The organism is Comamonas sp. 23 (assembly GCF_049601575.1).
Classification (GTDB): domain Bacteria; phylum Pseudomonadota; class Gammaproteobacteria; order Burkholderiales; family Burkholderiaceae_C; genus Comamonas; species Comamonas squillarum.
In genome coordinates this window covers 2,453,703-2,475,003 of the sequence record NZ_CP187127.1, presented here as the reverse complement: position 1 = coordinate 2,475,003, position 21,301 = coordinate 2,453,703, and the positions used below count along the sequence as shown (strand labels likewise).

Here is a 21,301-nt window from a genome sequence, read left to right as displayed (position 1 = left end):
ATAGCCTGTGCAGCGCGGAGCGATCAGCCGCCCGTGGTCTCGCGCATGATGCGCCAATGGCCTTTTTCCAGTCGCATCACCAAGGTCTTGCGGGTGGTGGTCTTGAGCGCGCCGGCCGCATAGTACTGGCGGAACTTGGCTGTTGCCTGCTCGCCCTCCACGCTGACCTGCAGATTGCGCACATTCACCACAATCGCTTGCTTGCCGACAATGCGCTGGCGCCGCTCTTCCTTCCAGGCACTGAGGCTGCCGCCACCGGCTGGGCTGAAATGGTCGCTGTAGGCGGCCAGGTAGCCGGGCATGTCCTTCTTCTCCCAAGCCGTGGCCCAGCTGTTGACGGCGCGCTCCACATCGAGCTTGGCGGTATCACGCGCTGGCTTGGGCTTGGTCTCGGCCACAGGTGCTGCCGGTTTGGCGGCTGGGGCGGCGGCGCTGGCTGCCACAGCATTGGCTGCCACAGCATTGGCTGCCACAGCACTGGCTGCCACAGCACTGGCTGCCACAGCCTTGGCGGGCTCAGCAGGCACAGGCGCCGGAGCGGCTGCTGGCGTGGGCGCAGGTGCCGGAGCCGCCTTGGGCGCCGGAACCGGCGTGGATGCCGCTTGGGCTACAACAGCCGGTGCAGGGCTAGGCGCAGGCGGTTTGGGCGCTGCAACAGGGGCTGGTGCTGGTGCGGGCGCTGACACCGGCGCAGGCGCAGGTGCTGGCGGCGGTGGCGGGGGCGCCACCGGTTTGGGCGGCACATCGGCTCGGGCCTGCACCAGCGCGTTCTTTCCGTTGGCGAGCGAGGCCGGGACAATCTGCGTGATCAGCGCCAGCTGGGGGGCCGTCTGCTTGGGCGCGCCATCGAGCTGCAGCGCCTTGGCATAGGCATCGCTGGCCATGCGGGCGTAGAGGTCGCCCAGGTTTTCATGCGCCGTCGTGTAACTGGGGTTGGTGCGCATCGATTGCTCCAGCGCCTGCGCGGCCTTGCGGTCCTGGCCATCAGCGGCATACAGCACGGCCAGGTTGTTGTAGGGCTCGGGCATGCCGGGGTAATCGCGGGTCAGCTTCTGGAAGATCTTGATCGCCTGTGCATGCTGTTTTTGCTCGGTCGCGATCACGCCGCGCAAAAAGCGCATTTCCACATCGCCGGGCTGCTTGCGCAGGTAGGCATCGGCCTCTTTGGCGGCTTGCGCTGCCTTGCCCTGCTGCAGCAACTGGCTCACTTCCGCCACAGCGGGCGATGCAGGCGACGTGGGCGCGGCTTGCGCCTGCAGCGCAGCGCCCCCCATCAGCACACCTACGCAGACCGCCGCCCAGCGCTGGCGAAAAAGGACGGGCACCAGGGATCGCAGGGTAGAGCGCGCTGGGAAAGCACTTTGCATGGGGGATTTTCTCGTTGCAGTGGACCAAAAGCCGCAGAAAACAGCCAGAAATCTTGCGTATCTGTACACACATCCGTTGGCAGAAAAAGCCCCGCCTGGCGCGCGCCAAAAACCGGCCGATTATACAGACCCTGCCTGCGCCAAGGGCTGGCTGCCGGGCGGCGAAACGCTCCCCCCACAAAGGACGAACGTTACGTAACACCTCCGTAACAACTGGAGCAAAACTGCCTTTTACGCCGCACCTATGGCGTACGAAAAATAAAAATACTCATTTAAAACAATGATCTAATAAATTTCACAGAGGTAACAGCTGCCGGTTTTCGCGTTGGCACAGGAGTTGCACTCATGAAGACAAGGCCTGGGCATTTGCCCTTGAGGCCAGCCCCCAGACCGGAGACCTGCACATGACCCACAACGCCCCCTTGCTCAGCCCAGAGGTCTGCGAGACGCTGTTTGATGAAGCGCAGGAGCGCCATCTGTGCATGGAGGTGCATTGCGCACCCGGCCTGGCCCACCAGCTGAGCCTGGCAGCGCGCTTTGTGGCGCAGCAGGCGGTGGATCTGCCCAAGCCCTATGACGGCTGCCTGATGTTCTTCACCATCACCGCGCAGAACCTGCCCATCACCAGCTTCAGCATCCAGCAGCCCAGCGTTGCCGAGGCCTGGACGGAGGGCGCAGCGCGCATGCGGCAATGGGCCTGGGCGTTCAATGCCACCGGCGTGGAACTGCGCATTGACTGGGCGACCGCCGTGCTGCCGCTGCCCGGCGATGAGCCGCAGGATGCGCTGGCCGATCTGCGCCAGTCCTGGAGCCTGGCCGACAGCGCGCAGGAGCGCGCCGAGATGCTGGCGCTGCTCAGCCACCGCATGACGCGCGCACTCGCCCGCCTGCAGCTGCTGAGCGATCCAGTGCCCGCCAGCACCCTGGGCCGCTGGCAACTGCTGCTCGAAGGCCTGCACATCAGCCCGCTCGGAGAGATGCGCACCCTTCCCCGCCACGACCCCTTGTCACCCCGCAGCAGCCACGGCAGCGCGGCCTCGGCCATCTACCAGGCCACGCAGGAGTTGCTGGCCCGCAGCCAGAGCGAAGACGGCAGCTGGCCCGAAGCCAGCACCTTGGTCGACCACCTGGGCATCACCTATGCGTTGCTGCTCACCCAGCGCCAAAGCGCGCCAACGCCAAGCTCGTCGATGACCGTGCACCGTGCCATCGCCTACCAGGCCGAGCAGATGCAGCGCTGGAGCCTGCATGAATGCGGCAGCGACCTGCTCAAGGCCATGAGCCTGATCGTGCTGGTGCAGTATGTCCACCTCTACCCGGGCGCCGGCTGCGCCACACCGCTGCGCGACCTGATCGGCCTGCTGTCCCAGCAGCTCCATGGCAAGGCCGTACGCGGCGCAGGTGCCACCGCCCCCTGGGCCCAGTTGGCCTTGCAGAGCCTGCAAAAGAGTGGGCAGCAGCCCTCGGACCTGCAAGCTGCCACTGGCAGCCCCGCTGCAGACGGCGACAGCCCATGGCTGCATGCCGCCTGGCAGCAGCTGCAGGCCCTGGCGCAGGACCAGGAACACAGCAAGCTGCACCCCGAGCCCTGGGTGTCTGCCGCGCTGATGGAATGCTCTTTGCAGCATGGCCAACCGCTGTTTGCCAGCCATGCCCAGCGCAGCCAGTTTTTCTCGGGCATGCAGTCGCTGTTCAAGACCTGCTACCAACGCATGGTCTGGCCCAAGCTGCCCCATACGCAAGCCGGCCGCCAGCGCTGGAGCAGCGGCGTACTGCAGGCGCCCGTTACCGACTGCCGCGTGGCCAGCCAGCTGCTGATCACCATCAGCGCGGCGGTGAGCTTTGCCAACCTGTCGCAGGCACGCTCATTAGCGCCATAGATACCCGGCCAGCCGCAGCGCCTGGCACAACCGCCCTTTGCACCTTCAAAACCAAGGCGCCTGCTCCAAAAGGGCAGGCGCCTTGGCTGTATTCAGCGGGCTCGATCAACGCCCCACCGTCTCACTCACAATGCGCCACTGGCCTTGCTCGGGCTGCAGCACCAAGGTCTTGCGGGAGTTGCTCTTGAGCGCGCCTGCCGCATAGGCCTGCACAAAGCGGGCCGTGGCGCGGGCGCCGTCGACGGTCACCTGCACATCGCTGAGCGCCACGCTGATCTCGCGCTTGCCCTCAATGCGTTGGCGGCGTGACTGCTTCCATGCCGCCAGGCTGCTGCCGTCGGCGGGTTTGAAGGCGGGGCTGTAGGCGCCTAGATAGGTATCCATATCTTGCTGCGCCCAGGCCTGGGCCCAGGCCTGCACGGCAGCCTCCACCGCTGCTGGGGAGTTATCTGGCGTCTGCGAGGCCGTGCTGGCAGGCACGGCATCCGGCGCCGGGCCTGCTTTGGCGGCGGCACTGGCTGCTGGCCTGTCCGATGACTTGGCCGATGACCGTGCCGCCTCTGCCGCGGCCAGCTGCAGCGGGGTTGCCGAGGATATGCGCTCTGCCACCACAGGCTCGGTTGCAGGTGCAGGCACCGCAGCCGCAGCTTGCACCGGGGTCAAGCTCGGGGTGGGGGCCACTGCAGCGGCAGACTGCGGCGCGGCTGCTGCCACCGCTGTCACTGGCACAGCCGCCCCAGTCCCGCCCGGCGCAATCTGCGCGATCAGCGCCTGCTTGGGCGCAACGCCCTGGCGGGCGCTGTCCAGCTCCAAGGCCTTGCCGTAGGACTGGCTGGCCATGCGGGCATACAGATCACCCAGGTTTTCATAGGCGGTGGCATAGCCGGGCTGGGCACGGATGGCCTGCTCCAGCGCATCGACAGCCTTGCGGTCCTGCCCCTGGGCGGCATACAGCACGGCCAGGTTGTTGTAGGGCTCGGGCATGGCCGGGTAGTCGCGTGCCAGCGCCGAAAAGATCTGGATGGCCTGCGTCTGCTGCTTTTGCTCGGTGGCAATCACGCCGCGCAAAAAGCGCATCTCGGCGTCCTGGGGATTGAGCTGCAAAAACTGGTCGGCCTGCGCCGCCGCCTGCGCGGTCTGGCCCTGCTCCAGCAGCTGGGCTACGGCATCCACCTCCCGTGCGGCATGGGCGGGCAGTGCCAGCAATACGGCCGTACCGCCTGCGCACAGCGCAGCCACCAACTTTGGCAACCGTGCCTGCCTTAACCAGAGAGGGGGAGAGAAGTGACGAGACGCGATGCGCATAGATGGCTTTTTAAAAGTCATGGAAACAGGGGAAATACAACGAGATTCTTTGAACAGCTTCTTTAAGCCGGCGCAGCAGTGACCAGGAGAAACACTCATGCGGCAAGAGACAGCAGAAATAGTATGCGAGCCCGGCACCTGATTCATTATGTAAATTTTTATGGATACCAGAGGATCATGATTTAAATCCTATTTAACAGCGACGCAGCAAATATTGACGGAAATGCTCCAGCGTAACGGCAGAACGTTACGTAACGCCGGAGGGAACAACATTGGACATTGCTTAAACGCCTGATCGGGCCATAGTTTTTAAACTGCGATTCATCTGCAAATAAATATATTTATTCATGAATTTCAATGACTTATGAAATACCAAAAGAACGCAGATAAAAAACAAATCCATGGCACGCAAGTTGCACAGTCTCCGCCCAGATAAGCCTCGCGAGGCAAATCGGAGCCCTTGCGTTTGATATTTCAATTTTCTACAGGACAGAGAAAATGACCACCTCCACCGCCCTCCCCTCGAATACCGCAGCTGCCGCACTGGCCACCCACGGCATGGCGTCCCAAACCGGCAGCGGCGCAGCGATGGCCGCATCGGCCAAAGGCACGCCTGCCACCCTGTCCCAGGCCAGCGCCGGCGTGCAGATTGTGCGGGATGGCCAGACGATGGCGGCCCCCGCAGGCACGGCCTTGCAAGTGGGTGACAAGATCATCGTGCCAGCCGATGGGAGCGCGCAGGCGCAGTTCAGCGGTGCCGGTGGCCAGAAGCTCGTGGGCACGTTTGCGGGCGGCACCGAGGCCACGCTGGGCTACCAGGCAGGCGCCGAAGGCACAGGCGCGATGGCGCTGGATCTGGCCTCGGGCAAGGTCGATGTGGCCCCTGCCGGGGACGACACCGACGCCTTGGGCCTGGTGGTGACCCAGGAAACGGCCGAAGCCGGTGGCTCTACCTTGGGCGATTTTCTGCTCGCCGGCCTGGTGGGCATTGGTGGCGGCGCGCTGATTGCTGCGGCGCTGGACAGCGGCGACGATGACGACGACCGGACGCCGCCCATCAACCCCACCAATCCAACGAACCCCACCAACCCCACGGATCCGACCAATCCGACCAACCCTACCAACCCGACGGATCCCACCAGTCCTACGGATCCGACCAACCCCACCGATCCCACCAACCCAACGAATCCGACCAATCCCACGGATCCGACCAACCCTACCAATCCAACGAACCCCACAAACCCTACGAACCCAACGAATCCGACCAACCCCACCAATCCAACGAACCCGACTAACCCAACGAATCCGACCAATCCGACGGATCCTACGAACCCGACCAATCCAACCAATCCTACGGATCCCACGAATCCGACCAACCCTACGAACCCCACCAATCCGACGAACCCGACGGATCCTACGAACCCGACCAATCCAACCAACCCCACGGATCCCACCAATCCGACCAACCCCACCAACCCTACGAATCCGACGGACCCTACCAATCCGACGAATCCTACCAACCCGACCAACCCAACGGATCCCACCAATCCGACGAACCCGACCAACCCTACGGATCCCACCAATCCAACCAATCCTACGAACCCCACGGACCCTACCAACCCTACCAATCCGACTAACCCAACGGATCCCACGAACCCGACCAATCCAACCAACCCGACGGATCCAACGAATCCAACCAACCCGACCAATCCTACGGATCCGACCAACCCCACCGATCCTACGGACGGGCATGGCCTGATCACCTCGGTCGAGGACGTACTGGGCGCGCTGGGCGGTGGCACCTTGGTGGCGCCCGTCACGGATCTGGTCAATTCGCTGATCAACCCATCGACGGGAACCCTCGCGGTGGTGACCAGCGTGCTGGAGCAGTTGACGAACACCAATGGTGGCCCTCTGGGTGTGCTGACCGAGCTGGTCGATGGCCTGGTCAATATCCAGGACCAAGGGCTGGAGCCGCTGGTTTCCACGCTCAACCAGCTGATCGCAGGTCTGGGCGATCCCACATCGACCGAAGGCATTCCCGGTCTGGTGAACCAGGTGTTGGGCGGTCTGCTCGGTGAGAACAGCCCGCTCGGTGAGCTGCTTGCGGGCGTGGGTGGTCTGCTGGGCGGCTTGCTGGGCGGCGGCTCCGGCACGCCGCCCGGTGGTACGGACGGCCCCGGCATCGTGACCACGGTGCAAGACGTGGTGGACGGTTTGCTCGGCGGCACGGTGGCAGAGCCGGTGGGCCAGTTGATCGACAGCCTGCTGCACCCGACCGATGGCACGCTTGCAACCGTGACCGGTTTGCTCGAAGGCCTGACCAGTGTCGAAGGCGGCCCCCTGGGTGTCTTGACCGAGTTGGTCCATGGCCTCACCCAAGTGGACGGCCAGGCGCTGCAGCCGCTGATTGGTACCTTGAACGAACTGATTGCCGGCTTGGGCAGCATTGGTGAAGGTGGTATCAGCGGCGGCCTGATCGGCTCCATCGTCGACAGCATCTTCGGCGGCCTGGTGCCTGGCGGTGGTTCCACCGACGGCGGCCTGGTCACGACGGTCCAAGAGGTTGTCGATGGCCTGCTGGGCGGCACCGTGGCAGAGCCTGTGGGTCAATTGCTCGACAGCCTGCTCAATCCCGGCAACGGCACCCTCGCCACCGTCACCTCGGTGCTCGAAGGCCTGACCTCGGTAGACGGCGGCCCGCTGGGTGTATTGACCGAGCTGGTCAGTGGCCTGACCCAGGTCGAAGGCCAGGCGCTGCAGCCCGTCATCGGCACCTTGAACGAGCTGATTGCCGGCCTGGGCAATGTGGGTGAAGGCGGCCTGGGCGGCGGCATCATTGGCAGCATCGTCGGCGGTGTGCTGGGCGGCCTGGTGCCTGGCGGCGGCGCCACCGATGGCGGGCTGGTCACCACGGTGCAGGATGTCGTAGATGGCTTGCTGGGCGGCACGGTGGCTGAGCCGGTGGGCCAGTTGCTCGACAGCCTGCTCAACCCGGGCAGCGGCACGCTCGCCACGGTCACCTCCGTGCTGGAAGGCTTGACCTCGGTCGACGGCGGTCCGCTCGGTGTGCTGACCGAGTTGGTCAGCGGCTTGACCCAGGTGGAAGGCCAAGCCCTGCAGCCTGTGATCGGCACCTTGAACGAGCTGATTGCCGGGCTGGGCAGCATCGGTGAAGGCGGCTTGGGTGGAGGCCTGGGCGGTGGCCTGATCGGCAGCATCGTCGGCGGTGTGCTGGGCGGCCTGGTCCCGGGTGGCGGCGCCACCGATGGCGGCCTGGTGACTACGGCGCAGGATGTCGTCGACAACCTGCTGGGCGGCACCGTGGCCGAACCCGTCGGCCAGTTGCTCGACAGCCTGCTCAACCCCGGTACGGGCACCCTCGCCACGGTGACCTCGGTGCTCGAAGGTCTGACCTCGGTCGAAGGCGGCCCGCTGGGTGTATTGACCGAGCTGGTCAGTGGCCTGACCCAGGTCGAAGGCCAAGGGCTGCAACCGGTCATTGGTGCCTTGAACGAGCTGATTGCCGGCTTGGGCAGCATCGGCGACGGTGGTGCCGGCGGCGGACTGGGCGGTGGCCTGATTGGCACCGTGGTCGGCGGTGTGCTGGGAGGCCTCACCGGCGGCAATGGCGGCTTGCTGGGCGGCCTGACCGGTGAAGGCGGCCTTCTGGGGGGCCTGACCGGCGACGGTGGTCTGCTGGGCGGCGTTGTCGGCGGAAACGGTGGCCTGCTCGGCGGCCTCACTGGTGAAGGTGGGCTGCTCGGTGGCTTGACCGGTGACGGTGGTCTGCTGGGTGGATTGCTGGGCTCCGGCTCCGGCGGCGCCGATGGCAGTGGCGTAATCACTACGGCACAAAACCTGGTCGGCGATCTGGTCGGCGGCACGGCCGCAGCGTCGGTCAATACCGTGGTCGATACCCTCCTCAACCCACAAAGCGGCGCATTGGCCCCTGTGACCAGCGTGGTAGAAAGTCTCACCCATACCGGCAGCGGGCCGCTGGGCGCCGTCACCTCGGTGGCCCATGGCCTGACCCAGTTGCCTGGCCAGGCGCTGGAGCCGGTCGTCTCTGCCGTGCACGATGCCGTCGCAGGTCTGAGCGGCGGCGCCTCTGGTGGCGCAGTCGGCGGCTTGCTCGGCGGCCTGACTGGAGAAGGCGGCCTGCTCGGCGGCTCGAACGGTGACGGTGGCCTGCTGGGCGGTGTCATTGGCGGCAACGGCGGCCTGCTGGATGGTCTGACCGGTGAAGGCGGCCTGCTTGGTGGCCTGACCGGTGACGGTGGTCTGCTCGGCGGATTGCTGGGCAATGGCGCCGGCGGTGCCGATGGCAGCGGTGTAGTCACTACGGCACAGAACCTGGTCGGTGACCTGGTTGGCGGCACCGTCGCAGCGCCGGTCAACGCGGTGGTCGATACCCTGCTGGATCCACAAGGTGGCGTCCTTGCACCGGTGACCATCATTGTCGAAGGCCTGACCCAGAGCGGCAGCGGCCCCTTGGGTGTCGTGACCTCGGTGGCCAATGGGCTCACCCAAGTGCCTGGCCAGGCGCTGGAGCCGGTCGTCTCTGCCGTACACGATGTCATTGCGGGCCTGAGCGGCGGCACCTCCAGTGGTGCGGTCGGCGGCTTGCTGGGCGGATTGACGGGAGAAGGCGGCCTGCTCGGCGGCCTGACCGGTGACGGTGGCCTGCTGGGTGGTGTCGTCGGTGGCAATGGCGGCCTGTTGGGCGGCATCACCGGCGAAGGCGGTCTGCTCGGCGGTCTGACCGGCGACGGTGGTCTGCTGGGTGGCGTGGTCGGCGGCAATGGCGGCCTGTTGGGCGGCATCACCGGCGAAGGCGGACTGCTCGGTGGCCTGACTGGTGACGGTGGTCTGCTGGGCGGATTGCAGGGCAATGGCTCCGGCGGCGCCGATGGCAGCGGTGTTGTGACCACGGCGCAGAACCTGGTCGGTGATCTGGTCGGCGGCACCGTCGCAGCGCCGGTCAACGCGGTGGTCGATACCTTGCTGGATCCGCAAAGCGGCGTATTGGCACCGGTGACCAGTGTGGTCGAAAACCTGACCAGCACCAGCAGCGGCCCCTTGGGCGTTGTGACCTCGGCGGTCAATGGCCTGACGCAGGAGACGGGCCAGGCACTGGAGCCGGTGGTCTCGGCCGTACACGATGTCCTGGCCGGGCTGGGTGGCGCCACCTCGGGCGGCGCAGCAGCGGGCCTGGGCGGTGTGGTCGACGGCCTGCTCGGTGACCAGGGCGTACTGGGCAGCGTGCTGGGTAGCACCGGCGCAACGGGGGGGCTGCTGGGCGGCCTGACCGGCAACACGGGCCTGGTCAGCGGCTTGCTGGGTGACAGCGGCGTGGTCGGTGGCCTGCTCGGCGGCAACACCGGCCTGCTCTCGGGCATCACCAGTGAGCACGGCCTCGTAGGCGGTCTGCTGGGCGGCAGCGGCGTGCTCGGTGGCTTGCTGGGCGGCACGGCAGCCCCACACTTCGTGGCCAGCACGGCCGGCAGCGCGCTGCAGCCGGTGGCCACCGCCATCAGCAGTGTGGCCAGCGGCGATGCACACAGCGTGCTGCCGCAGGACCTGCTGCACCACCAACTGGCCTGATGCACAGCGCGCCCTGCGCTGATCAGTGACCCGCTTCCATCCCCATGGGTCTGCAGCGCTTGCCTGGTTTCCAGGCAAGCGCGGGGCCCCATCAAGGATTGCCATGTTCAAACTTCTCCCTCTTTCTGCCGCCGCTGTGCTGGCCCTGGGCCTTGCGGCCTGCGGCAGCAGCTCCACCACCTCCAAACGCGAAGAGCACCATTACGCGCTGTCCAAGCCTTCGGCCGAGCCCGCCCAATCGGGCGTGGCACCAGTCGTTGCCACCGCACAGCCGGGCAAAAAAGGGCCGGCCGATACGGCCCATACCGTGTATTTCGACTTTGACTCCTATACCGTGCGCCCGGCTGACCGCCCCGTGCTGGAGAGCCATGCACGCTGGATGCGCAGCCACCCTGGCCAGTCGCTGACCTTGCAGGGCCACACCGATGCGCGCGGCGGCATCGAATACAACCTGGCGCTGGGCCAAAAACGGGCCGAGTCGATGCGCAGCAGCTTGCAGACCCTGGGGGTCGACCCCGCCCGTGTCGAGGCCGTGAGCTATGGCAAGGAACGCCTGGCCGATACCGGCAGCAGCGAAGAGGCCCACCAGCGCAACCGGCGGGTGGAGTTCGAATACCGCTGAGTGCCCTCTGCCCCGGCCTGGCATGGCGTCCTGCATCGCCCTGCCCCCTTGCCTTGTCTCAGCCCCTGGAGGACATGTGTTGGCGCACCAAGCACCCCACCGCTGGAACAAACAGGCCAGCCTGGTCCAGCAACTGGGCCTGGGCCTGGACTATTTGAAGACCCGCACCAGCCCCCTGCCCGAGCCGTTTGGCGACTGCATCTTGCTGCTGAGCGTGGCAACACCAGGAGAGCCTGTGGCGACCTTTTATGTGCGCCGCGCCACGCTGGAGGCGGCCTGGCGCGCCGGCACCACCCAGGTGCGGCAATGGGCCTGGAGCCGCAACCTCGACTGCCTGGAGCTGCGCATTGACTGGCCATCGCGCATCAGTGCGCTGCAAGGCAGCGCCGCACCGGCCAACCAGCGCCCTGCGGTCTCGGCCTGGGCGCTGGCCGACGAGAGCCTCGAGCAGGTGCAACTGGTGCCGCCCCAGCGTTGGTCGGCAACAGCCCCGGCACCGAGCGCATGGCTGCCTGGCATGGGCGAGCAGCCGGGCCGCCTGCCCCGTGCGCACTGGCTGCTGCATCTGCAAGGCCTGTTTGTCAACAGCGAAGGCCGTCTGACGCAGCTGCCGCGCGCTGACACGCCCCCGTTGCCGACCACCGGCGCCACCTTGCTCCAGAGCGAGGCCAGCATCGCCACGCTGCAGGCGCTGGCCGTGCCCGAGCCAGCACACGGCCCCTGGAGCAACGAACGCCTGGAGGCCTTTTGCGCGCGCATCTATGCGCTGCTGCTGGTGCAGCAGCGCTACCAGCAGCAGACGGGCGAGGCGCCCCCCCAGCAGCGCGGCCTGTCCCAGCTGCTGGGCCGTGCCGCGCAGCAGCTGTGCCAGCAGATCCAACGCCACCAGGCAGATGGGACGCAGCGCTTGCACCACGCGCTGTGCCTGCTGGTACTGGCCCGCTATGCACAAAGCCAGCAGACCGAACCGCTGGACAGCGTGCTGCCGGTCATGGCCCAACTGGCCCAGCGCCTGGCCCCCGGCAAGGTCGTGACTGCGCACAGCGACTTGCAGCCACCGCTGCCCACGCCCAAACCGTCAGCATTGGCGCCCGCCTGGCGCCTGGTGGCGCTGGCCGCCTATGCCGATTGCATGGGTGCGTTGGGCTGCGCATCCACTGCGGTCGCAGCGCCCAGCGATGCACCATCCGCCCCACCCGGCGCCGCCCTAGGCAGCAGCGCCAGTACCACCAGCATGGCCACGCCTGAGATGGCTGCGCTCGAAGCGCTGACCCGGCACTGGCTGCAGTGGCACCTGCTGGCCCATGGGGGCGCCTCCTCGGCGCAGCCCGATTGGTCTGTGGTGGCGGTGGCCGAGCTGGCCCTGCAACCGGGCTTGGTCCAGGCCCGCAGCCACCTTCAAAGCTGCAGTTGGCTGGCTGCGCTGCGCAAAACCTTGCAAGCCCAGCTGCCGCAATACCTCCACCCCGAAGCGGCCATGTTTATGGCGCCCGATGCGCGAGAGCAAGCCGCTTTTATTGAGCCATTTACCGGTGCAGACCCTTTGCAGGCCAACAACTGGCGTATTTACCAGTGGATTCACCATATTGCTGTTCCGCAATTAATTAATTTTTGATTAGCAAATACCCTCAATTTGTTGAACATTCACATAGAAAAAAGCTTTAAGACTCCCGCTCCGCCAATATTTATATAACCCCTATATTTAGTATCTGGGCGGGAGACATTTGTCATAAAAAAATACAATTTCTTACCATCGCCGTTCCGCGCTATGTTTGATAAAAATCAAAGTAAATTACAAGAAATGGCGGACTAAACCGCAGTCGAGTTTCCGAGTTAATAAGAAAAACCAATAAATAAATAGTGTATTTGTGCAGCGCAACAGTGGATCGCTGAGAGGAATTGGGAGAGACCAACATGATCGAGTACCTGCTACCCCGCGCCTTGGTGTCACGCACCGAAGCCACGGCGCAGGCCCAGGAGGCCGAAGCGGCGACGGCCAGCCCGTTCGCTGCTGCCATGGCGACCTCGTTCGCCCATGCCAAAGGCCATTTGCACCAGGCCGTCTGGCTGTCACTGCCCATCAGCTTGCTCGGGCTGCTGCCCTCGATCTTCCTGCTGCAGGTCTATAACCGTGTCATCTCGCGCGGCGGCACCGCTACGCTCACCGCCATGGTGGCCGGCGTACTGTGCATGCTGGCGCTGGAGCTGTACCTGCGCCGCAAGCGCGCCCGTGCGCTGCGGGAAGCGGGCGCCACGATCGACCGCGAAGTCTCCCAAAACCTGATGCGCTCCATGCTGGCCCATCCGCTGCTCACTTTGGAGCAGCGCTCGGCCACGCAGTGGTTGCAGCTGTTTCGCGATGTCGGCTCGATGCGCTCGTGCATCTCGGGCGGCGTGGCCTCCTCGGTGCTGGATCTGCCAATGGCTCTGCTCGCGCTGATCGTGATCGGCATCATCGCCTGGCCCGTGCTGCCGGTGATCGTGGTGGCCATGGTCGTGCTGGGCGTGCTGGCCTGGTGGTGGGCCGATGAGGTGCGCAGTGGCCGGGTCGAAGAAGTCGAGCAGGCGCGCCAGCTCGACCGGGGCACGGCCGAGATCTGCAATGCGCGCGGCACCCTCAAGGTGCTGGGCTATGACGCAGCGGCCCAGCAGGCCTGGCAATCGGGCTATGACCGATGGCTGGCCGAGAGCTTTGACAAAAACGGCGAGATGGAAAACGCCAAGGAAACCAGCCATGTGCTGCTGACCTTGTTCTCGGTCGCCGTCATCACCGTGGGCGCGCTGGCCATCAATGCGCAGTGGATGAGCATCGGCAGCCTGATGGCGGTGAATCTGCTGTCGGGCAAGGCCCTGGGCCCGATTGCCCAGCTGGCCAGCAACTGGCGCTCGCTGGCCCGTGCCAACGAAGCCACGGCCCGCCTGCAAAAAGCACTGGAAGAGCCGCTGGAGCCCGAGAGCCAGCGCATTGCGCTGCCCCGCCCGCGCGGCGTGTTTCGCTTGGAGCAGGCCAGCTTCCAGTACCCTTCAGGCCACTTGGCGCTGGACCAGGTGTCGCTGCAGATCGGCCCCGGCGGCATCCATGCGATCCTGGGCCGCAATGGCGCGGGCAAATCCACCCTGGCCAAGCTGCTCGCCGGCCTGTACCAGCCCACGCAAGGCACGATCTCGATCGACGAGTACGACATGGCGCAGTTCCCGCGCAATGACCTGGGCCGCTGGGTCGGCTGCCTGGCACAGCAAACCTACTGGTTCAGCGGCCCCATTGTCGATATCTTGCGCATGGTCAGCCCCGATGCCGATGACGGCCAGATTCTGGCGGCCTGCCAGCTGTCGGGCGCGCACAGCTTTATCAGCCGCCTGCCCCAGGGCTACCAGACTGTCCTGGGCGAAGGCGGCGCGGGCCTGTCAGCCGGCGAGTTGCGCAAGCTCGGCCTGGCCCAGCTCTTCCTGCGCAACCCCTCGGTGCTGATTCTCGATGAGCCCAGCAACGACCTGGATTTCGAGAGTGAAACCGCGCTGCTGCAAACCCTGCGCCAGATTGCGACCAAGCACACGGTCATCATCGTCACCCATTCGCTGCGCGTAGCCTCGCTCGCCCAGCATATCTACCATGTGCGCGGTGACGGCCAGGTGGACCAGGGCCAGCCCGAGCAGATGCTGCCGCTGCTCTTTGGCGTCAGCAGCAAGCCAGCGGCCGCTGCCAACGAGGCCACCGCATCGCGCAGCGCGGCTGCCGCCAAGCCATCGGCCGCACCCGGCCCGGCGCAGGCCCAGGAGTTGGCATCATGACGGCCCGCTCCCTTCACGACCTGCCCCAGGTGCTGCAAAACCTGGAGCGGCCACCGGTTCCCGACACGCCCCAGCCCGGCCGCAACCAGCGCCGCATCGTGCTGGCCGCCTTGGGCGTGCTGGTGCTGGTGGGCCTGTTCTACCCGGTCGAGAACGTCGTGGTCGCCAGCGGCCAGGTGATTCCCTCCGACCGCGTGCAGACAGTCCAGCATCTGGAAGGCGGCATCGTCACCACCGTCCATGTCAAGGAAGGCCAGGAAGTCCACAAGGGCGAGCCGCTGCTCGAAATTGACCTGGGCGGCAGCAGCCTGAACCTGGAGCAGTTGACGGCCCGCAGCGCTACCGCGCAAGCCAGCCGCACGCGCCTCACGGCAGAGAGCCAGGGCCTGGCGCTCAAGGCAACGGATTTCCCGCGCGAGCTCGAGAACAAGATTGTGCGCGCCGAGCTGGGCGCCTTCTCCTCACGGGCGCTGGAATACCAGGGCAGCCTGGCATCGAGCCAAGCCATGCTGCTGCAGGCCCGGGGCGATGTGGCGCAAAGCCAGGCCCGTATCGACGGCTTGCGCAGCAGCCTGGCCTTGCATGAGCAAGAGGCCGGCATTGCCCAGCAGCTGGCGGCCGAGCAACTGATTGGCCAGCTCGAAGTGCTGGACAAGCAGCGCGCCCTCACCTTGGTACGCACCGATCTGGCCGCCGCCGTGCAAAGCCTGGTCAGCAACCGCGCCAAGGTCGAGCAGGCGCAGGCCAAGATTCTGGAAACCCAGGGCGCGTTCCGCCGCCGAGCCTCCGAAGAGCTGGCCCAGACCGAGCGCGAGCTGCTCAGCCTGAGCGAAGACCTGGCCCGCGCCCGCAACCAGCGCAGCCGCACGGTGGTGCTGGCCCCGACCGACGGCGTCGTCAAAGGGCTGCGCAGCTCGGGCGCCGGCTGGGTGGTCAAGCCCGGCGAGGCGATTTTGGAAGTCGTGCCCGACAAGGACGAGGTCATCGTCGAGGCCCGCCTGAACCCGGCCGACCGGGGCTATGTGCGTGCTGGCCAGGAAACCAAGGCCAAGGTCAGCGCCTACGACTACCTGCGCTATGGCTTTGTGCCTGGCAAGGTCACCCTGGTATCGGCCGACGCCGACCACGACCCCAACGTGCCCGATGCGCCCTCGTATTTCCGCATCCAGGCCAGCCTGGCCCAGCCATGGGTTGGCCGCAAGGACAACCGCATCACCACCGGCATGCAGGCCGAGCTCGATCTGCTGCTGGGCCGTGAACCCTTTATCTGGTATTTGCTGCGCCCCGTGCTGCATATCCAAAGCGAAGCTTTCCGGGAGCCTTGAGCGATGCGCCTCTTTGCCCCCCCACCCCTTAGCAGCGCGCCGCTTGGCCAGGCGGCCAGCTTGCCCGCGCGCTATCTGGCAGCCCAGCCACGCCTGGCTTGCGCCGGGCGCGCCGAGCCGCAGGGCGCCTCGGTCTGGGGGATTGTCTGCGCGCTCACCATGGCCTGGGCGAGCAGCGATCTGCAGGCGCAGGGCTTCTCCGATGGCACCGTGCCGGCGCAGGAGGCCAGCCAGTCCGACGCCATGCCGGTGCTGGAGATGCCGCTGCGCGTGCAAATGGCTGAACCTGCGCCAGAAAGCCGCGATAGCGCGCCTGCGCTTGCCAGCAGCACCGCACCCAGCGCAAGCGTAGAACTGGCAGCTCCCACGCCGGCCGCCCCCGTCATTCCCGCCAGCACCGCACCTGCCGCCGCACTGCAGCTGGCACCCAAGCTGATGCCAGGCACACTTGCAGGCAACGCGTCCCAGCAGCAGCTGCTCACAGCGCTCTACACGATGCTGAGCGACCACCCCGATGTGCGCAAGGCGCGCGCCGCCGTGGAATCAGCCGGCTACGACACCCACACGGCTGAGGGCGCGCGCTGGCCCAGCTTCAAACTGGGCACCTCCGCCGGCAATGCGGCCCTGCCCCAGGGCGGGCGGCGCAGCTCGTACACGGCGGTGAACGCCGAGGTGCGCATGAACCTGCTCGATGGCGGCGCCATCAGCGCCGGCATCGATGCGGCCCAGGCCATGGAAGCGGCGCAAGGCAGCGCCCTCTACACCACGCGCCAGAATGTGCTGCTCGATGCGCTGTCGGCCTTGCTAGAGCTGCACCGCTTCCAGACCAAGGCCCGCATTGCCGCCGAGTCGGCCGAGATCATCGGCCAGCTCGCCCGGGTGGAAGAGCGCCGCGCGGAGCTGGGCGCCGTGGGCCGCAATGACCTGCGCCAGGCTGCATCGCGCCGCGCCAGCGCACTGGCCCAGCAAAACGCGCTGGAAGCCCAGCGCATCGATGCGCAGGCCCGCTTTACCCGGTTCTTCAACTACATCCCGAGCCTGTCCTGGCTGCCCGAGCCCCAGGTGCCCAGCTTCTGGGTGCCGACCAATGAGCAAGCGGCGCTGCTGGCTGCCGAGGACCAAAGCGCCGAGCTGCGCGAGATCGGCCACCTGATCGAGCGCGCCCAGGCCGAGGTCGAGCGCAGCAAGGCCCAGCGCTGGCCCACGGTGGCCGCCGTCGTCTCGCACACGCGCGATCCCAAGAGCGTGCTCTACACCGAAGGCACCCGCTACGGCGTGGAGCTGAACTGGAACTTTGGCAATGGCTTTGAGCTGCGCGACCGCATCCTCAAGGCCATCAGCGAGCTGCAGGCCCAGCAGGCCCAGCAAGAGGCCGTGCGCCGCCAGGTGCATGAGGCTGCGTCCTCCGCCTGGGGCCGCTGGCAAGCGGGCCGTGCCCGCGAGGCCCAGCTGCGCGATGCCGTGCGCGAAGCCAGTGCCGCCTTTGAGGGCTACCGGCGCCTCCTGGAAGTGGGCCGGGGCAACCTCTCGCAGGTGCTCGATGCCCAGCTCGACGTACAGCGCCTGATGCTGGACGCAGCCGACGCCATGTATGACCAGCGCATCAATGAATTGCGCCTGACCCGCACCACCGGCCAGTTGCTGCCCCGCGACTTGCCCGAGCACTGGCTCGACCAGCTCTTTGCCCAGCGCTCTGCGAATGCCCCCGCGCCTGCCACTGCGCAGCGCCCCTTTGCCAGCCCTGGCCCCGCGCCACTGGCTGGCAGCCGCGCAGCCCCTGCCCGGCCTGGAACCCCCTATACCTCACCCCCTGTTTTGACTGCGCAGCACCTGCCGCTGCGCCTGGACCACCGATGGGACACGCAGCTGCTCAGCCAGCCGCAAGGCCCCGGTGCAGCGCGCGCACTGCGCTGGTAAGAGGTACGGGTTTCCACAGCGACAGGCGCTTGCCCACGCCTGCCACTGTTTTTCAGCTGGGCTATGTAAATGGAGAGCATCATGACCAACATCATCAAGAACTTCTGGAACGATGAAGAAGGCGCGACCGCCATTGAGTATGGGTTGATTGCAGGGCTGATTGCCGTCGGTCTGCTGGTGGCATTGACCGATATCGGTACCAAGCTGAAAGTGGTTTTCGAGAAAATTGGTACTGCCCTGACTGCCTCCGGCACCGCAGCTCCCTGAGCGCCTCAACGTGACTACCACTGCCTTCACCTGGATCCTGCTGCTGTGGCTCGTCGCCATAGCAGTCATGGATCTGCGCAGCCGCAAGGTGCGCAACTGGATGGTGCTGCTGGGCCTGGCCACAGGCTTGGCAGCACTGTTCGGAGGTGCACAGCCGTTCGACATGCTGGCCTGGCAAGGCCTGGCAGGTATGGCGGTGGCCTTTGTCGCGCTGCTACCCCTGTACGCCATCCGCTGGATGGGCGCCGGAGATGTCAAGTTTGCGGCGGTCGCTGGCCTGTGGTTTGGGCTGTCCCCCTATCTGCTGGCCATCTGGCTGGGTGCAAGCCTGCTTGCCGGTCTGCACAGCATGGTCGTATTGGGGTGCCGCAGCCTGCTGCGCAGCCCCCAAGGCGCGTTGCTGCTGGCCAGACTGCCCCTGCTGCAGCCCGTACTGGCAGCCGGTGCAGATGCGCCTGCCAACGACCGGCCTCGTGGCCCCCAGCGCAGCATTCCCTATGCCGGTTATATGGCGCTGGTGGCGATCGTGCTGATGATGCGCAACTCCGTGCCTTTCCAGGGTTGAAGGACTGCTGACATGCACCTCTATTCACCTCCACCTCCCATGTGTTTTGCTGTCGCCCCCTGGGCCGCACACGCTGCCGCGACAGCAAAGCATATGCCGCGTTCAACCTCTAGGAGCCCTCAACCATGAACCTCACCAAGATACTGGCCGGCCTGCTGCTGGTCCTGGCCTTGGCCCTGGGCCTGGGCGCCTTGCTGCTGGGCCGCCAGACAGCCAATCGGCCGGTGGCACCGACCACGGCGCCAAGCAGCGGTGCTGCCAGCCAAGCGGCGCCCACCTTTGCCGTTGTGGTGGCTGCCAAGCCCATAGCGGCAGGCCAGCGCCTGGTGGCAGACGACCTCAAGATCGCGCAGTTGCCAGTCGCCGTGGCCTCCAGCTTCTCCAACACCGATGCTCTGCTGGGCCGCACCACCACGATGGCGCTGGCGCCCGATGCACCGCTCTTTGAGCAGCAACTGATCAGCGGCCTGGCCTTGCAGGTCGAGCCCGGGCAACGCGCGGTGTCCGTCGGTATCCGCGAGGCCATGGCTGCTGGCCACCATGTGCGGCCCGGCGATTTTGTCGATGTGTTCTTTACGCTGGATGGCAAGACCGACGCGGCGGAGGTGGACAGCCAGACCCGGCTGCTGCTGGCACGCACCCGGGTGCTGGCCTATGGCCCAGCCAGTGTCGAGAACCCCCCGCTCACCCAGGCCCAGCGCCAGCAGGAAGAGCAAGAGGCCGCCAAGACCGGCAGCAGCGGCAATGCGGCGCGGCGCAATACGCAAGATGCCCAGGCGGCTCGCAGTGCCGCGACCGCCGTGCTGGCCGTGCCTTTGCAGGATGTGGAGCGCCTGACCCTGGCCGAGAAATACGGCCAGTTGAGCCTGGCGCTGCGCCACCCCGATGACAGCCGCGTGCCCGACCCGGCCCTGTTTGCCGCGCTGCCCACGGTGCTGCAGCCGGTAGCAGGCAAGCTGGCCAAGGGCGAGGAGCTGCAGGGCATGGACCGCTCCTTTGCCGGCCTGCGCTTCAAGGACCTGGCAACCGGCGCCGACAGCAAGCCAGTGCGCCGCCCTGCCACCGTCACGCAGGCCAGGGCGCCAGCGCCGGCCGCGCCCTTGGCGCCACCACGCACGCTGGAGGTCTACCAAGGCGCGAGCGTGCAGACCGTACGTTATTGATGGCTGCCGGGGTTGTCAGCCCCGGTTGACCGCGCCACACAGGCGCACACGGGCCCGCAAGGCCCGGAACCAGAACGAGACAGACGAGGGAACCGACTATGAGAACCACCGCACTCGCATCCGCCGCCTGGCTGCCGCTGCTGGCCAGCACCTTGGCCGTGCAGGCCCAGCCTGTGGCCCCCGCTGCCGTGAGCGTGCAACCCTTGGCGCTGGTGCAAGGCCAGCAGCAGCTGTTCAAACCCGGTATTGCCATTGCACGCATCGCCATTGGCGACCCAGCCGTGCTGGATGTGCAGGTGCTGGGCGAATTGCCCCAGACCGGCAAGCCCGCCGCTGGCAAGGCTGCCGCCCCGCGCCCTGCCCGCCCGGCCGAGCTGCTGCTGACCCCCAAGGCCGCTGGCAGCACCACCTTGATGGTCTGGCCCAGCCAGGGCGAACCGCAGACCTGGAGCGTTGTGGTCAGTGGCCCGCGCCTGTTGCTGGAGCGCCGCCTCCAGTCCCTCCCTGAGCACGCGCGCGCCTCGGCAGAACTGGCGGCCACTGCGCCCAAAGGCACGCCCTTGACCGACCGCGCCCAGGTGGATGTGCGCAGCAATACCGTGCAGGTGGATGTGCAGGTGGTGGAGTTCAAGAAATCGGCCATGCGGCGCGCGGGCGTGCAGCTCAACAGCGGCGGGGCCAATGACCATGGCTTCCAGTTCGGCGTCTACACCCCGGGCAGCAATGGCAGCAGCAGTGGCTCTTCCAGCGGCAGCGGCGGTAGCGGTGGTAGCGACAATGGCACGACAGCCATTGCCAGTGCGATGAACCTGGTGCTCGGCTTTGGCCGGGCCTTCAGCGGCCGGGGCATTACTGCGCAGCTGGGTTTTCTCGAAGGCAATGGCCTGGCGCGCGTGCTCGCCAAACCTACCTTGGTGGCCCACAGCGGCCAGACCGCAAGCTTTCTGGCCGGTGGCGAGATCCCGATCCCCGTGCCCAGCGGCGGCAGCAACAATATCTCCATCCAGTACAAGGAGTTTGGCGTCAAGCTGCAGCTGACGCCGACCATTCTGTCCAACGAGCGCATCGCCCTCAAGGTGGCGCCTGAGGCCAGCGACCTGGACTACACCCAGGGCGTGACGATCAATGACATCTCGGTGCCCGCGCTGCGCACCCGCCGTGCCGACACCTTTGTCGAGCTGGCCGATGGCGAGAGCTTTGTCATTGGCGGGCTGGTCAGCCGCTCGACCCTGTCCAATGTCAACAAGGTGCCGCTGCTCGGTGACCTGCCCATCCTGGGCACCTTCTTCAAGAACCTCAACTACTCGCAGGAAGAGACCGAGCTGGTGATCATCGTCACGCCCCGCCTGGTGCAGCCGCTGCCCGCCGGCACCAACCTGGAGGCACTGCTGCCGGGCGCGCAGCAGGAGCTGCCCAATGCGGGCCGCGTCTGGGCACCGTATGCGGTAGGCGCGCCCTATGCCGACTCCCCCCTGCCCGGCTTTTCGTACTGAT

13 protein-coding genes are annotated in these 21,301 nt (G+C 66.3%); 11 read left to right on the top strand and 2 right to left on the bottom strand.

The window, feature by feature from the left end; translation table 11 throughout:
- Positions 1–23: 23 nt before the first annotated feature.
- On the bottom strand, positions 24–1,367 hold the full coding sequence (locus ACPEE1_RS11095; protein ID WP_423936361.1) for a L,D-transpeptidase Cds6 family protein: 1,344 nt from the start codon (positions 1,365–1,367) through the stop codon (positions 24–26).
- 404 nt (positions 1,368–1,771) lie between these two features.
- Here ACPEE1_RS11095 and ACPEE1_RS11090 point away from each other — a divergent pair, with 404 nt between their 5' ends.
- The gene (locus tag ACPEE1_RS11090; protein WP_116924046.1) at positions 1,772–3,247 is read left to right on the top strand and encodes a hypothetical protein; all 1,476 of its coding nucleotides are present in this window, start codon (positions 1,772–1,774) and stop codon (positions 3,245–3,247) included.
- A 105-nt stretch (positions 3,248–3,352) separates the two neighbouring features.
- Here ACPEE1_RS11090 and ACPEE1_RS11085 read toward each other — a convergent pair whose 3' ends face one another.
- Positions 3,353–4,498, bottom strand: coding sequence for a L,D-transpeptidase Cds6 family protein (locus tag ACPEE1_RS11085; RefSeq protein ID WP_198424325.1), 1,146 nt, complete (start codon positions 4,496–4,498; stop codon positions 3,353–3,355).
- 552 nt (positions 4,499–5,050) lie between these two features.
- Here ACPEE1_RS11085 and ACPEE1_RS11080 point away from each other — a divergent pair.
- The 10 genes from ACPEE1_RS11080 to ACPEE1_RS11035 all read left to right on the top strand — a co-directional run bounded on the left by ACPEE1_RS11080 (position 5,051) and on the right by ACPEE1_RS11035 (position 21,300).
- Positions 5,051–10,159, top strand: coding sequence for a hypothetical protein (locus ACPEE1_RS11080; RefSeq protein ID WP_423936359.1), 5,109 nt, complete (start codon positions 5,051–5,053; stop codon positions 10,157–10,159).
- 103 nt (positions 10,160–10,262) lie between these two features.
- Positions 10,263–10,781 carry an OmpA family protein gene (locus ACPEE1_RS11075; RefSeq protein WP_423936357.1) on the top strand — a complete coding sequence of 173 codons (519 nt, stop codon included), beginning with the start codon at positions 10,263–10,265 and terminating at the stop codon, positions 10,779–10,781.
- 79 nt (positions 10,782–10,860) lie between these two features.
- Complete coding sequence (locus tag ACPEE1_RS11070) at positions 10,861–12,396, top strand: hypothetical protein (protein WP_182341782.1); 1,536 nt, start codon at positions 10,861–10,863, stop codon at positions 12,394–12,396.
- 299 nt (positions 12,397–12,695) lie between these two features.
- Entirely contained in the window at positions 12,696–14,570 is a 1,875-nt protein-coding gene (locus ACPEE1_RS11065) for a peptidase domain-containing ABC transporter (RefSeq protein WP_182341786.1), read from the top strand.
- Positions 14,567–15,895: an HlyD family type I secretion periplasmic adaptor subunit gene (locus ACPEE1_RS11060; RefSeq protein ID WP_423936354.1), complete on the top strand. Its 1,329-nt coding sequence runs from the start codon at positions 14,567–14,569 to the stop codon at positions 15,893–15,895. The genes ACPEE1_RS11065 and ACPEE1_RS11060 overlap by 4 nt, the downstream gene beginning before the upstream one ends.
- Before the next feature lie 3 nt (positions 15,896–15,898).
- Entirely contained in the window at positions 15,899–17,812 is a 1,914-nt protein-coding gene (locus ACPEE1_RS11055; protein ID WP_423936352.1) for a TolC family protein, read from the top strand.
- Between the two features lie 81 nt (positions 17,813–17,893).
- A complete protein-coding gene (locus ACPEE1_RS11050; RefSeq protein ID WP_116924463.1) occupies positions 17,894–18,079 on the top strand; it encodes a Flp family type IVb pilin in 186 nt (61 codons plus the stop codon).
- 10 nt (positions 18,080–18,089) lie between these two features.
- On the top strand, positions 18,090–18,644 hold the full coding sequence (locus ACPEE1_RS11045) for an A24 family peptidase (RefSeq protein ID WP_232539362.1): 555 nt from the start codon (positions 18,090–18,092) through the stop codon (positions 18,642–18,644).
- Positions 18,645–18,769: 125 nt separating this feature from the next.
- A complete protein-coding gene (gene cpaB / locus ACPEE1_RS11040) occupies positions 18,770–19,807 on the top strand; it encodes a Flp pilus assembly protein CpaB (protein WP_116924053.1) in 1,038 nt (345 codons plus the stop codon).
- Between the two features lie 98 nt (positions 19,808–19,905).
- On the top strand, positions 19,906–21,300 hold the full coding sequence (locus ACPEE1_RS11035) for a type II and III secretion system protein family protein (protein ID WP_182341794.1): 1,395 nt from the start codon (positions 19,906–19,908) through the stop codon (positions 21,298–21,300).
- Position 21,301 lies beyond the last annotated feature (1 nt).

Excerpts from the sequence above, each read along its gene's own strand:
- ACPEE1_RS11095 (WP_423936361.1), bottom strand. The coding sequence starts at position 1,367 with ATGCAAAGTGCTTTCCCAGCGCGCTCTACCCTGCGATCCCTGGTGCCC.
- ACPEE1_RS11090 (WP_116924046.1), top strand. The coding sequence starts at position 1,772 with ATGACCCACAACGCCCCCTTGCTCAGCCCAGAGGTCTGCGAGACGCTG.
- ACPEE1_RS11080 (WP_423936359.1), top strand. The coding sequence starts at position 5,051 with ATGACCACCTCCACCGCCCTCCCCTCGAATACCGCAGCTGCCGCACTG.
- ACPEE1_RS11075 (WP_423936357.1), top strand. The coding sequence starts at position 10,263 with ATGTTCAAACTTCTCCCTCTTTCTGCCGCCGCTGTGCTGGCCCTGGGC.
- ACPEE1_RS11065 (WP_182341786.1), top strand. The coding sequence starts at position 12,696 with ATGATCGAGTACCTGCTACCCCGCGCCTTGGTGTCACGCACCGAAGCC.
- ACPEE1_RS11060 (WP_423936354.1), top strand. The coding sequence starts at position 14,567 with ATGACGGCCCGCTCCCTTCACGACCTGCCCCAGGTGCTGCAAAACCTG.
- ACPEE1_RS11055 (WP_423936352.1), top strand. The coding sequence starts at position 15,899 with ATGCGCCTCTTTGCCCCCCCACCCCTTAGCAGCGCGCCGCTTGGCCAG.
- ACPEE1_RS11050 (WP_116924463.1), top strand. The coding sequence starts at position 17,894 with ATGACCAACATCATCAAGAACTTCTGGAACGATGAAGAAGGCGCGACC.
- cpaB (WP_116924053.1), top strand. The coding sequence starts at position 18,770 with ATGAACCTCACCAAGATACTGGCCGGCCTGCTGCTGGTCCTGGCCTTG.
- ACPEE1_RS11035 (WP_182341794.1), top strand. The coding sequence starts at position 19,906 with ATGAGAACCACCGCACTCGCATCCGCCGCCTGGCTGCCGCTGCTGGCC.